At 35.3% G+C, this 13,604-nt stretch carries 9 protein-coding genes; 4 read left to right on the top strand and 5 right to left on the bottom strand.

The window, feature by feature from the left end; all coding sequences use genetic code 11:
* Positions 1–35: 35 nt before the first annotated feature.
* Positions 36–1,259 carry an FAD-binding protein gene (locus tag WCP78_RS04695; protein ID WP_336279416.1) on the bottom strand — a complete coding sequence of 408 codons (1,224 nt, stop codon included), beginning with the start codon at positions 1,257–1,259 and terminating at the stop codon, positions 36–38.
* Between the two features lie 33 nt (positions 1,260–1,292).
* Entirely contained in the window at positions 1,293–1,541 is a 249-nt protein-coding gene (locus WCP78_RS04690) for a zinc-finger domain-containing protein (protein ID WP_336279348.1), read from the bottom strand.
* 268 nt (positions 1,542–1,809) lie between these two features.
* Here WCP78_RS04690 and WCP78_RS04685 point away from each other — a divergent pair, with 268 nt between their 5' ends.
* Positions 1,810–3,987, top strand: coding sequence for an RNA degradosome polyphosphate kinase (locus WCP78_RS04685; protein WP_336279347.1), 2,178 nt, complete (start codon positions 1,810–1,812; stop codon positions 3,985–3,987).
* Positions 3,988–4,000: 13 nt separating this feature from the next.
* Positions 4,001–5,512 (top strand): exopolyphosphatase, encoded by a 1,512-nt coding sequence (gene ppx, locus WCP78_RS04680; protein WP_336279346.1) that lies wholly within the window; start codon positions 4,001–4,003, stop codon positions 5,510–5,512.
* A 308-nt stretch (positions 5,513–5,820) separates the two neighbouring features.
* Here ppx and rnd read toward each other — a convergent pair whose 3' ends face one another.
* Positions 5,821–6,975: a ribonuclease D gene (rnd, locus tag WCP78_RS04675; RefSeq protein WP_336279345.1), complete on the bottom strand. Its 1,155-nt coding sequence runs from the start codon at positions 6,973–6,975 to the stop codon at positions 5,821–5,823.
* Positions 6,976–7,192: 217 nt separating this feature from the next.
* Between rnd and aspS the strand changes: the two genes are divergently transcribed.
* Positions 7,193–8,983: an aspartate--tRNA ligase gene (gene aspS, locus WCP78_RS04670; RefSeq protein WP_336279344.1), complete on the top strand. Its 1,791-nt coding sequence runs from the start codon at positions 7,193–7,195 to the stop codon at positions 8,981–8,983.
* Between the two features lie 608 nt (positions 8,984–9,591).
* Positions 9,592–11,841, top strand: a complete 2,250-nt coding sequence (gene parC, locus WCP78_RS04665; RefSeq protein WP_336279343.1) for a DNA topoisomerase IV subunit A — start codon at positions 9,592–9,594, stop codon at positions 11,839–11,841.
* 85 nt (positions 11,842–11,926) lie between these two features.
* On the opposite strand, the gene WCP78_RS04660 is transcribed toward parC, so the two are convergent.
* On the bottom strand, positions 11,927–13,174 hold the full coding sequence (locus WCP78_RS04660; RefSeq protein WP_336279342.1) for a multidrug effflux MFS transporter: 1,248 nt from the start codon (positions 13,172–13,174) through the stop codon (positions 11,927–11,929).
* Positions 13,175–13,245: 71 nt separating this feature from the next.
* Positions 13,246–13,578 (bottom strand): Grx4 family monothiol glutaredoxin, encoded by a 333-nt coding sequence (gene grxD, locus WCP78_RS04655; protein ID WP_336279341.1) that lies wholly within the window; start codon positions 13,576–13,578, stop codon positions 13,246–13,248.
* Between the last annotated feature and the right edge of the window lie 26 nt (positions 13,579–13,604).

Raw genomic sequence — 13,604 nt, 5'->3', positions numbered from 1 at the left:
TTTACATATATCGTCTCGATCTTATTTTTTATTATTTAGCTCATAGCATCATATATATAAAGCCAGTTAAGATCAGACATCATACGTTCTGGTGAACGGATTTTCATTATGAGATTACGTGCAATTGCTATGGAACCAGTCGCATGATAGACTATCCTATTAAAATCGCCACGTTTTTTTACCGCTTTAATACGGGGATGGCGCGTTTCTTTATAAAGCAAAAGAGATTCAATGAGTGAAAAGTCTTTAATAGAGAGTGTTTTTGCCAATGTAGCCGCATCTTCTATTGCCATAGCTGCACCTTGCGCTGCAAAAGGTAAGGCTGCGTGTGAGCAATCACCAACAAACACTTGTCTTTCTAAACCTATAAAACGATCATGTTTCATCTGAAAAAGTGGCCAATAGCTCCATTCATCAATACAATCAAAAATTTGTGAAATTTTGCAATTCCAGTTTTTAAAAAGAGATTTGAGTTTTTCTTTTTCTCCTTTTTGATTCCATTCTTTTTTTGTATTTTTGCCATGAGTGATAGCTACAAAATTAAATATTTTTGCTGATGATTTAATGGGATAGACAACAAGATGATTTTTTGGCCCCATCCAAACAGTGATTGTTTTCATATCGCTGAACAAAGAACGAAGATTCTTGGGAATATTTTCAAATTCTGCTGTTGCACGCCAAGCGATAAAGCCACTAAAATCAGCCTTTTCATAAAAAGGAGCCAATTGGCGCAGTGTTGACCAAACTCCGTCGCATCCAATAAGCAGAGGGGTTGAATAAAATTGATATTGGGGTGTTTCAGTTAATGTATCTGTTTTTACTGTTTTTATATTAATGCTGCTAATTGTGGTTTGAGCAGACGATATAACCGTTTCACCTGTTTTATATTTAATAAGAGGATTTTCTATAACAGCATTGTACAAAACTTTTTGTAAGTCTGCTCGATGAATTGTAATATAAGGAGCTTTCCATTTTTTTTCTGATATTTTGAGGAGATCAATGTGCAAGCATGTTTTTAAAGATATTCCATCTTTTATTTCAAGAAAATGCGGCGTTATACCTATTTTAATGAGTTTGTCGAGAATTCCCCAGTGAGCAAGAATGCACGTTGCATTGGGAGTGAGTTGTATACCAGCTCCTACAGTATCTAGGTGTTTGCATTTTTCTAAAACGGTACTGCCTATCCCTTTATGAGCAAGTGCCAAAGCAGAACTCAAGCCAGCAATACCTGCTCCGACGATGATTGGTGACTGATCTATTGGCCATTTCATATTGAAAAAGCAGAAACTGCATTATAGCGAACTATTGGGATGATATAGACATCCTGCTGGTTTCGTTTGATTGTGTGATAATGAGGAATTGTATCGATAAAGCGTTGAACAATAAGGACAAATCTTTTCGTTAGCTGATCCCATATCAATAAAAATATGGGGGTGATCAAACGGTTGTGTGGCTCCTACACACATAAATTCTTTTACACCAATTTCAATTATTTTATATCCATGATCATTTTGGAAATGGGGGATGTCATAATCAGCCATGATATATAAGCTCTGAATAAATTACTTGATAAGGTATAATTAGACTCTATGCCTATACATTGTAATAAAACTTATTACAATGCAAGGTGGATTATTAAGATAATTTGAGAATGGGAATGTTTTAATTGTTTTAAGATAGAAAATATAAATGATATAAAAGAAAAACTAGTTATTGGTATTTGGTTCACTATAAAATATTATAAAGCATGATGTGGGATATTTACCTATAAAAATTTATGAACATATAAAGGAAGACCAACTAGAATATATGACACAGCAGGTGACAGATCAGGTTTTTATGCAGGATATAACGATGAAAAATCCAGCACGGTTTGTTAACCGAGAGTTTTCATGGTTACAATTTAATAATCGCGTGTTGATGCAAGCTTCTAACTCAAAGTATCCTTTATTAGAGCGAGTAAGGTTTCTTTCAATTTCAGCAGCTAACCTTGACGAGTTTTCGATGGTGCGTGTTGCTGGTCTTGTGGCTCAAATTCGTGCGGGAATTACAAAATGCAGTGCAGATGGACACACACCGCAAGAGCAGTTGGATCTTGTATTAGCTGAAATTTCGCATTTGCAGGCCAATCAACAGCAAGAATTATGTACTTTACGTTATGAACTAAAACAGAATAATATTGAAATTGTAGATTCTAATGAACTGTCTAAAATTGAAAAATTATGGCTTGAAGAGCATTTTTTTGAGAAAATTTTTCCTGCTTTAACATTCTTGTCTATTGATCCCGTTCATCCTTTTCCGTTTATTCCTAATTTAAGTCTTTCTGTAGCGCTTCATTTATTGCGACGCGGTGCTAAACATCCTGTAGTGATGTTATTGCGTGTACCAAATACTTTGAATCGTTTTGTTCTTCTCCCTCAAAAAGGCAATCATTTTCGTTTTGTAGCATTTGAAAATGTTATTAGCCTTTTTATTCATCGCTTATTTCCTATTGATGAAGTTAATGGGTTGGGAATATTTAGAGTTATCCGTGATAGCGATATTGAGGTGGAAGAAGAAGCTGAAGATCTTGTTAGCTTTTTTGAGACTGCTCTTAAAAGGCGTCGTCGTGGGCAGGTTATTCGAATTGAATTTGATGCGAAAATGCCTAAAAATTTACGCCAGTGTATAATGGATGGATTTTCTGTTCCTGAAGATCATGTAAATATTCTAGATGGATTATTGGCTCTTAATGCGATCTCAGAAATTGCTGCTATTCCACGTGATGACTTGAAGTTTGTCCCTTATAATCCTCGTTTTCCTGAATGTATTCGTGAATATGATGGTGATTGCTTTGCTGCTATTCGTGAAAAAGATATTGTAATACATCATCCTTATGAATCATTTGATGTTGTTATACAATTTTTACGTCAGGCTGCTGGAGATCCTGATGTCGTTGAAATTAAACAAACGCTTTATCGCACATCGAATGATAGTCCAATCGTTAGCGCTTTGATTGATGCTGCCGAGCAAGGTAAGTCAGTAGTTGCTTTGGTAGAGCTGAAAGCACGCTTTGATGAGGAGGCTAATATTCGTTGGGCGCGTGATCTTGAACGTGCAGGCGTTCAAGTCTTTTTTGGATTTATTGCATTAAAAACCCATGCTAAAATGTCGCTTGTCGTAAGGCGAGAAGGACAATACTACCGTTCTTATGTTCATCTTGGAACCGGTAACTATCATCCAATTAATGCAAAAACCTATACCGATCTTTCTTTTTTTACTACTGATGATGATATTGGGTATGATGTTGCATTGCTTTTCAATTATATGGCTAAGTATGAGCGTCCAAATGAAACAATGAAAATTGCATTTTCGCCTTTAACACTGCGTGATCGTATTTTAAAACATATAGAAGAAGAGATTATTAACGCTCAACAAGGACGATTTGCCGCTATTTGGATGAAAGTTAATTCATTAGTTGATCCTGAAATTATTGATGCTTTATACCGTGCCAGTCAAGCAGGTGTACAGATCGATCTGATTGTGCGTGGTATATGTTGTTTGCGTCCTGGTATTTCAGGGATTTCAGATAATATTCGTGTAAAATCAATAGTTGGACGTTTTCTTGAGCATAGTCGTATTTTTTGTTTTGGTAATGGTGAAGATTTACCGAATGAGAATGCACTGGTGTATTTTGGATCTGCTGATATGATGCCTCGTAATCTTGACCATCGTATTGAAATATTAGTTCCAGTTTTTAATAAAACGGTTCGTCAGCAAATTCTTTTGCAAATTATGTTGGCTAATATCATTGATAATCAACAAAGCTTTGCTATACTAAGCGATGGAACATCAAAACGCATAACACCACAAAAAAATAGGAGTCTGTTTAGTGCGCAGGAGTATTTTATGACTAATGCAGGTCTTTCAGGGTGGGAAAAATCTTTTGGATCTTCTATTTCGCATTTGGTTGCATTGCATCGGCAGCGGGTTAAACGAAGTGTATAAAGACTGAACTCCAATGATATGTATAAATGCTCAAGGTCGGCTAAAAGGGCGTAAACCTGTAGCTGTTATAGATATTGGTTCTAATTCTGTTCGACTTGTTGTTTATGAAGGTCTTGTCCGTTCACCAACGGTTTTGTTTAATGAAAAAATTCTTTGCGGTCTTGGCCAAGGTGTTGCAGAGACTGGGCTTTTAGAAAAAAAATCAATCGAAATGGCGTTGCGAACACTGAAACGGTTTCGTGCGCTTTGTCAACAAATCGAAGCAGATAAAGTTTATACTTTAGCAACAGCTGCAGCGCGAGAAGCAAAAAATGGAGCGTCTTTTATTAAAGATGCTGAAAATATCCTTCAGAATAAAATATATCTTCTTTCGGGAAGTGAAGAGGCTGTTTATTCAGCGTATGGGGTTATCTCTGCCTTTTATAAACCAAAAGGTATTTCTGGTGATCTTGGTGGTGGAAGCCTTGAACTTATTGACATTTATGATTCTGATGTAGGTGAGGGAATAACTCTTCCATTAGGTGGCTTATGGTTACAGTATATGTCAAATGATAATATTTCTGTAGCAGCAAAGATTGTTCATGAAAAGCTTAGTAAAGCTCCTATCGTGCGTAAAGGAGCAGCACGTTATTTTTATGCAGTAGGAGGGACTTGGCGTAATTTAGCAAAGCTGCATATGGTAACTAAACACTATCCTCTCCCTGTTATGCACGGCTATGAAGTTGATGCAGTTGAGATGAAACGTTTTTTGAGTCTTGTCGCAAGTGGCAATATTGATGATATAAAAGGAATTTCAGCTATTTCAAAAAATCGTCGTCAGCTTTTATCTTATGGGGCGATTATTCTTATTGAACTTATTCAATGTATGGGTTTTGAAAAAATAATTTTTTCTGGTACTGGAGTACGTGAAGGCTTTCTCTATTCACTTTTACCGCAAGCGGTTCGTATATCTGATCCTTTAATTGCAGCATGTACGGAAATGGCTATTTTACGGGCGCGTTCACCAAGGCAGGCAGAAGAACTCATTGATTTTACTACCAATGCGTTTAAGTCTTTTGGGGTTTTAGAAACTGAAAATGAATGTCGTTACCGTAAAGCTGCTTGTCTCCTTGCTGATATAGGTTGGCGTATACATCCAGATTATCGAGGAAATGAAGCCGCTAATCAGATAGCGCTAGGATCTTATCCAGGAATTTCTCATGATGGGCGTATCTATGTTGCACTGGCTGTCTTTTTTCGCAATACAGGTCTGCTGATTGGTGAAGAAGTTCCAGCCACTTTTCAATTAGCATCTAGAAATACAGTTGAGAAAGCGCGTATTCTTGGTGGAGTTATGCGTATTGCTAATCTTTTTAGCGCTTCAGTTGAAGGAGTTTTACCAAATTTATCTTGGCATAAAAAGTCAGATCATATCGTATTGAAAATTCCTATACGTTATGCTGACTTGATAGGTGAACGGCCTCTTGGGCGGTTGAAACAATTGTCTGAAATAATAAAACTCCCTCTTTCTTTTGAGATTTTTTGATTTTTTGCTTATATTTATAAAATATTATTTTGTATGTTTAATTATTGTTGTTATGTGTTTTAATTGTATGTGTTATTATTTCATATTGTAGACTTCTTCTTTTATCATCATTATATGTTAACTATGAGCTATAGCGTAGTTGCTGCAAAAAAATAAAGATTATAGCGAGTTTCTTAGAGTATAAGATATTGTAAAATTTTAATATTTTTTATTCTAAGCGATTTGTATACTAACACGGTAAATAGCCTTATTTACAATGTTTTTGTTTTATTAATTTCATAATACCAATAATTAGATTTTTTTTAAATTTAAAGCTGTTTAGTATTTATTTTTCCATTGCTAAAATAAAACCCTATCTGTCCTTTTAACATTTGTTCAGCTTTTTGACCAAATATTTCATAGCGCCAACCATTCATAGCAGGAATATTTTGTTTTGTATTGCCATTTGCAATTTTTTCTAAATCATTGGATGTTGCAATAATTTTAGGTGCAATGCCGTTTTCATTCGCTACAAGTTTTAGAAGTACTTTCAGAAGATCGATTGCTGCAGTTGTTGTATCATTAATGGGATTGTGCTTAGGAAGAATAGGTAAAGTAGTCACATCTACTTCTAAGCCTTCGTGGATAGCTTTGATTAACGTTTGCGATATTGATAGCTTATCCCAGTTTTTATGAAGGCCACGCAAACGTTTTAATGCAGATTCATCTTTTGGTTGTTGTGTCGCAATTTCTATAAGGCATTCATCTTTCATTATATGCCGACGTGGGATGTTATATTTTCGTGCTTCGCGTTCACGCCAGGCTGCTATTTTTTGCAAGATAGCAAGTTCACGGGGTTTTTTGACTTTTCCTTTCACTTTTTTCCATGCTTCATCTTCTGGTAAGTCATAAGTTGCGGGTGCTGAAAGGGTTGTTATTTCGTCCTCTATCCAGTGTGCACGTTTGTTTTTTTCTAGCTGTTTTTTCAATAAAAGGTAAACGTCTCTTAGATATGTAACATCGGAAAGTGCATAAAGCAGCTGTTTTTCAGAAAGAGGGCGGTAACTCCAGTCTGTAAAACGTGATGATTTGTCAAGGCGATGACCCGTACAGCGCTGTACAATTTGATCATAGGAGATAGAATCGCCAAATCCGCAGATTGATCCTGCTACTTGTGTGTCAAAGAGAGGGTAGGGAATGACACCCCCAAGATGATAAATGGTTTCGATATCTTGGCGTGCAGCGTGAAAAACTTTGACAACTTTTTCATCTACCATTAAATTAAAAAATGGTTGTAAATCAATATCTTTTGAAATTGGATCAATCAGCGTTGTAATATTTGGTGATGCAATTTGGATTAAACATAATTGAGGCCAAAAAGTTGTTTCACGGATGAATTCTGTATCTACCGCTACAAAATCTGAGGTACGTAAAATTGCGATAGCATTTTCAAGATCTGCTGTTTTTGTAATTAGTTTCATCACTTTATTCATAACCAGATAAATTGAATTTATATTTTTTGAGTTTTTGCTATCATATTCAATATTTATTTAATAGATTTCATTATTTTATTATAGTTAGATACATTAAATTTACCTTTTATTATATTATATTTTTTTTGAGTCTTTGTTGTCATATCTTGACAAATAGCTTCTAAAAAGCGTTTGTAGCGCATGTGAAATATTATAAAAGGTAAACATTATGCATCGTTACCGCAGTCATAATTGCGCTGCTCTCCGTAAATGTGATGTAGGAACACAGGTTCGTCTTTCTGGATGGGTTCATCGTGTTCGCGATCATGGCGGAATTCTTTTTATAGATTTACGTGATCATTTTGGAATCACACAAGTCGTTGTTAATCCGACTTCACCGTCTTTTAAAGTGATTGAGAAAGTGCGTTCTGAGTGGGTGATTCGTATAGATGGAGAAGTGCGTGCGCGCGCTGATGAGGTTATTAATACGGCTCTCCCGACAGGTGAAATTGAAATCTTTTTGAAAGAAGTGGAAATTCTTTCAAAGTCCGATGAGTTGCCCTTACCCGTTTTTGGTGAACCTGATTACCCAGAAGATATTCGATTGAAATACCGTTTTCTTGATTTACGTCGGGAAACTATGCACAAGAATATAATGCGTCGCACTGAAATTATCACTGCCATTAGACGATATATGCAAGATAATGGTTTTGCAGAATTTACTACACCACTTTTGACTGCATCATCACCGGAAGGGGCGCGCGATTTTTTGATTCCAAGTCGTATTCATCAGGGGAAGTTTTACGCATTGCCACAGGCACCTCAGCAATACAAACAATTGTTGATGATGTCTGGTTTCGATCGTTATTTTCAAATTGCTCCGTGTTTTAGAGATGAAGATCCACGGGCAGATCGTCTTCCAGGTGAGTTTTATCAATTAGATGTTGAAATGAGTTTTGTTGAGCAAGAGGATATTTTTGCAACGATGGAGCCTATTATGCGTTCTATTTTTGGAGAATTTGCAAATGGCAAGTCTGTTACACAAAGCTTTCCTCGCATTTCTTATGCTGACGCAATGCAGAAATATGGTTCTGATAAACCTGATTTGCGTAATTCAATTATTATGGAGGATGTTTCTCAGCATTTTTATGATTCTGGTTTTAAAGTTTTTGCACAGATTTTAGCTAATGATGAGAATGCAAAAGTATGGGCTATTCCAGCTCAGACAGGTGGAAGTCGTGCTTTTTGTGACCGTATGAATGTATGGGCGCAAAGTGAGGGACAGCCAGGGCTTGGTTATATTTTTTGGCGTGAAGAAGAAGGAAAATTTGAAGGGGCTGGTCCTATTGCAAAAAATATTGGCGAGCAAAGAACTGAAGCTATTCGTGCACAGCTTGGGCTTGAAAGTGGTGATGCTTGTTTTTTTGTTGCTGGAAATCCGAAGAAGTTTTTACCTTTTGCAGGATTAGCGCGTACACGGATAGGGGAAGAATTAAATCTCATTGATCGGGAGTGTTTTTCTTTAGCGTGGATTATTGATTTTCCATTTTTTGAATGGAATGAAGATGAAAAAAAGCTTGATTTTGCGCATAATCCTTTTTCTATGCCGCAGGGAGGAGAAAATGCTCTTGATTGTCAAGATCCTCTTACTCTTAAGGCTTTTCAATTTGACCTTGTTTGCAATGGTTATGAAATTGCATCGGGTGGAATTCGTAATCACTCCCCAGAAATGATGCTTAAGGTTTTTGATCTCGCAGGCTTTTCTAAAGAAGTAGTCGAAAACCGTTTTGGTGCTCTTTATCGTGCATTTCATTATGGAGCTCCGCCACATGGTGGTATGGCGGCTGGAGTTGATCGTATTATTATGCTTTTATTAGGAGTAAAAAATTTACGTGAAGTTGCTTTATTTCCTATGAATCAGCAAGCTCTTGATCTTTTAATGAGTTCTCCATCTGATGTTTCTACTGTACAATTGCATGATTTAGGGATCAGAATTGCTCCTACTAAAAAAAATTGTTGATAAAGTTAGTCTATGATAGGGTATGAACGCTATTTTTACATGTAGAAATCTTTGGCGCTTTCAGATTACATTATTGTATATATTTATTATAATAAGTTTAGATATATTTTTTATTTAAAATATTCTTATATATTAAATATTGACTGTTATTAATATTTGTATTGTCATGAATTATTTATGACAATAACTTATTTTTATAGTTTTTATGTTTATATAATTTATGTTTTTTATAAGTTTTTCATATAAAAATTTATGTCATAAATATTATTAAAATATATATACATGTATATTTGGTTTATAATTATTTTTTAATATATTATACTATTTATTTATTTATTAAAAATATAATATATTAAAATTTGTTTTAATATATATTTTAAAAACTATTTTTACTATAGTACATTAAGAGTTTATTTGTACTATTAAAATTAATACTCATGTGAGCGTATAAATTTTCAAATTGATATAATTGTTTGTTCGTGTTTAAATCACAATGTTTATTTTTATATATTTGATTTTTAACAAAAGTAGTCAATTAATAAAATATCGCGCATGAGAAATTTTATGAAATAGCTGATTATTATTTTGAAAATTTTTGCCTTAATACTATGTCTGATAAAATGAGTTTACCTTTTGATAAAGAACAGATTAAGCAAATAGAGTTACGCTCTGCATTACAAGAGCGATATTTATCTTATGCGCTTTCTACTATCACTCACCGTGCATTACCTGATGTACGGGATGGGTTAAAACCTGTGCATCGGCGTATCATTCATGCGATGCGTTTACTTAAACTTCATCCTGGACAGTCTTATGCTAAGTGTGCGCGGATTGTTGGGGATGTAATGGGAAAGTTTCATCCTCATGGTGATGCGTCTATTTATGATGCACTTGTGCGTTTATCTCAAAGTTTTGCGGTACGTTATCCATTGATTGATGGACAAGGTAATTTTGGTAATATTGATGGTGATAATGCTGCTGCTATGCGTTATACAGAAGCACGTATGACTGAAGTGGCTGCTTTGCTTCTTGAAGGTATTAATGAAAATGTTGTTGATTTTCGTTTAACTTACAATGAAGAAGATGAGGAGCCTGTTGTTTTACCTAGTGCTTTTCCTAATCTTTTAGCCAATGGTTCATCAGGGATTGCAGTTGGTATGGCAACGTCTATTCCTCCACATAATGCTGCTGAATTATGTGATGCGGCGCTGCATTTAATTGCTTATCCTAATGCAAGTGATGAAGAGTTAAATCAGTTTGTGCTTGGACCTGATTTCCCAACAGGTGGTATTTTAGTCGAACCTAAAAAGAGCATTGAAGAATCTTATCGTACAGGGCGTGGTTTTTTTCGATTGCGTTCACGCTGGCATCAGGAAACTGGTAATCGTGGTTCTTACGTTATCATTGTGACTGAAATTCCATATCAGATTCAAAAATCACGTCTCATTGAAAAAACTGCAGAGTTACTTCTTGCACGAAAATTTCCAATGCTTGAGGATATCCGTGATGAATCTGCGGAAGATATTCGTATTGTGCTTGTTCCTAAAAATCGTACTGTTGATCCTGATCTTCTCATGGAATCCCTTTTTAAATTAACCGATTTTGAAATAAGGTTTCCTCTGAATCTTAATGTGTTATCTTTGGGAAAAGTACCGAATGTTCTCTCTTTGCGTGAAAGTTTGCGACAATGGCTTGAACATCGTCAAGAAGTACTTCTTCGACGTTCTACTTATCGTCTTGACGAAATTGATTGTCGGTTAGAGATTTTACAGGGTTATCTTATCACATATTTAAATCTTGATGAAGTAATCAAAATTATTCGTGAAGAAAATGAGCCCAAAAAAAAACTGATTGTATCTTTTAAGTTAACGGACAATCAAGCTGAAGCTATTCTCAATATGCGGTTACGTTCTTTACGGAAGCTTGAAGAATTTGAAATTCGAAAGGAATTTGAAACTCTTGAGACTGAAAAAGTAAAATTACAAAATTTATTAGATTCCAATACGGAGCAATGGAAGGCGATTTCAGAAGAAATAATAAAAGCCCGTAAAATTTTTGATCCAGAAACCTTTTTAGGAAAAAGACGTACAACATTTGAAAATGCACCGAGATATGATGTTAATGAAATTCATCAAGCTATGATTGAAAAAGAGCCTGTGACTATTGTTATTTCTGAAAAAGGTTGGATGCGTGCTTTAAAAGGTCATTTAAGCGACTACAAAACACTCTCTTTTAAAGCAGGGGATTATTTGAAGTTAGCATTTCCAGCATTTACTACAGATAAGATTGTTATGATAAGTACAAGTGGGAGGTTTTATACAATTAACGCAAATATTTTACCTGGAGGTAGGGGGCATGGTGAGCCAATTCGTATTTTGATTGATATGGATGATGGAGATGATATCCTTACAGCTTTCGTGCATAATGCTCAGGAAAAACGGCTTTTAGTTTCATCTTATGGAAACGGTTTTATTGTTCCTGAAGCGGAAGTGATTTCTAATACGCGAAAGGGAAAGCAAGTGATGAATGTAAAGCTTCCTGATAAGGTTAAGCTTTGCGTTTTAGTAGAAGGTGATCATATTGCAGTCGTTGGAGAAAATCGCAAGATGCTGATTTTTTCTATTCAAGCAATACCAGAAATGAATCGTGGTAAGGGAGTGCGTTTACAAAGATATAGAGACGGTGGTATTTGCGATGCTAAGACTTTTAATTTATCAGAAGGGTTGGATTGGCAAGATGCAGCTGAACGTAATTTTAACCGTCAAGCTGATGAGCTTACTGAATGGATAGGTATGCGTGCTGGAATAGGGCGGTTAGTTCCTAAAGGATTCCCAAAATCAGGAAAATTCACCAATTAATATGTTAAAATGCAAAGCATAAATAGTAACATACTTCGATTTTATTTTATTGAGTAAAGTTCTTCGTAATTTTTCGTGACCATGTTTATTTTGCATTACGCTGTATGAAGATGTGCCCGCGCTCTGCCCATAAAACAAGCAGTATTGCAATAAGACTTAGGAAGAAAAAACCTGCTGAATTGGGGATTGTTGTTTCATCGAATTGTTGTGCAACAAAAAAGGAAAGACTTGCACCAATGGAGCTTTGAAGAAACCCAGATACGGAAGATGCAGTTCCAGCAATGTCTCCTAAAGGTTCAAGAGAAAGTGTATTAAAGTTTGCCAACATGCCTCCGCATGCGAACATTAATATGCAGTATAATAGCATGTAAAAAGGAAAAGCAATAACGCCATCTGAAAAAATTGAACCAACAAACCACACACATGAAACAACACAAAATAAGAGGAGCATACTGTGGGAGATACGTCGCATCCCAAAACGTCCAACGAATAGAGAGTTTAAAAGACATGCTATAACTTCACATGCAGCACTAATTGCAAAAGCAATGGGAAACCAGAATCCTAAATTATAAATGCCGCCATAAATTTGTTGCGATGTATTAATGGTAATAAAAATACAGCCTAAGATAATTGAAGCCGCAAGGGTATAACCAAGACTAGAACGAGTAGTTATAACTAACGTAAGATTCTCTTTTATAGATGAAAAAGAAAGAGATCGCTGTACATGAAGGGTTTCAGGTAAACGTAAATAAATCCAAATCATGAGTCCAAAGCCAATAACGGCCATGAATATAAAAATAAGTTGCCAATGCCCTAATAATAAGATCATTTGCCCTGTTGCGGGTCCAATCATTGGTGCAATCAGAAAAACCATCATGACTATAGATATAACTTCTGCCATTTTTCTACCGCTATAGAGGTCGCGTATAATAGAAACCGTTATGACACGCATCGCTGCCCCCCCTATACCTTGTAAAACGCGTAGAACAAGTAATATAGGCAAATTTGATACAAATGCACAGCCAATAGACGCAAATGAGTAACAAGCAAGACCAATGAGAATAAGTTTGCGTCGTCCATAACGATCGCTTATAGGGCCAAAAAATATTTGTGTGAAACCATAACTAATAAGGTAACAAGAAATAATGTAGTTCTGATAATTTCCATTAGTGATATGTAAAGTTTCTAAAATAGAAGGCATAGCTGGTAGGATAATATCAATAGCTATAGAGTTAATTATCATAAGCGATGCAAGGACAATAACAAACTCTTTATATCCAATCTTTTTTTTGATCGCATCTATGTGTTTTTGCTCATCGATTGAACGTAGCATATTTACCCTTTACAAGTAAAAGATTAGGCTGAAAAATTCTTTATAAAAGTCTAAAATAGATCAGAAATAATTTATAGGCTATTAAAGGAAATACCATTTTCTTTTAGAAGTTTTTGCAATTCATTACTTTGAAACATTTCTTTAATAATATCGCAACCACCAATAAACTCACCTTTAATATAGAGCTGTGGAATTGTCGGCCAATTCGAGTAATCTTTTATTCCCTGACGTAATTCATTTGAAACTAGGATATCAATTCCCTTATAATCTAATCCTAAATATTCTAAAATTTGAACGACTTGTCCGGAAAACCCACATTGCGGAGAACTAGGTGTTCCTTTCATGAATAAAACGACATCATTCGTCTTAATTTCTTTGTCAATAAAATCATGAGTAACAGTCATTATCATTCCCCAATATCGTGGATTTT

It is taken from the genome of Bartonella occidentalis (assembly GCF_037070875.1).
Lineage (GTDB): Bacteria > Pseudomonadota > Alphaproteobacteria > Rhizobiales > Rhizobiaceae > Bartonella.
Note: the sequence above shows the minus strand (reverse complement) of the source record. Positions and strands in the feature narration are given on the sequence as shown.

Coding starts and splice junctions, on each gene's coding strand:
- WCP78_RS04690 (WP_336279348.1), bottom strand. CDS start 1,541: ATGGCTGATTATGACATCCCCCATTTCCAAAATGATCATGGATATAAA.
- WCP78_RS04685 (WP_336279347.1), top strand. CDS start 1,810: ATGACACAGCAGGTGACAGATCAGGTTTTTATGCAGGATATAACGATG.
- ppx (WP_336279346.1), top strand. CDS start 4,001: ATGATATGTATAAATGCTCAAGGTCGGCTAAAAGGGCGTAAACCTGTA.
- aspS (WP_336279344.1), top strand. CDS start 7,193: ATGCATCGTTACCGCAGTCATAATTGCGCTGCTCTCCGTAAATGTGAT.
- parC (WP_336279343.1), top strand. CDS start 9,592: ATGTCTGATAAAATGAGTTTACCTTTTGATAAAGAACAGATTAAGCAA.
- WCP78_RS04660 (WP_336279342.1), bottom strand. CDS start 13,174: ATGCTACGTTCAATCGATGAGCAAAAACACATAGATGCGATCAAAAAA.
- grxD (WP_336279341.1), bottom strand. CDS start 13,578: ATGACTGTTACTCATGATTTTATTGACAAAGAAATTAAGACGAATGAT.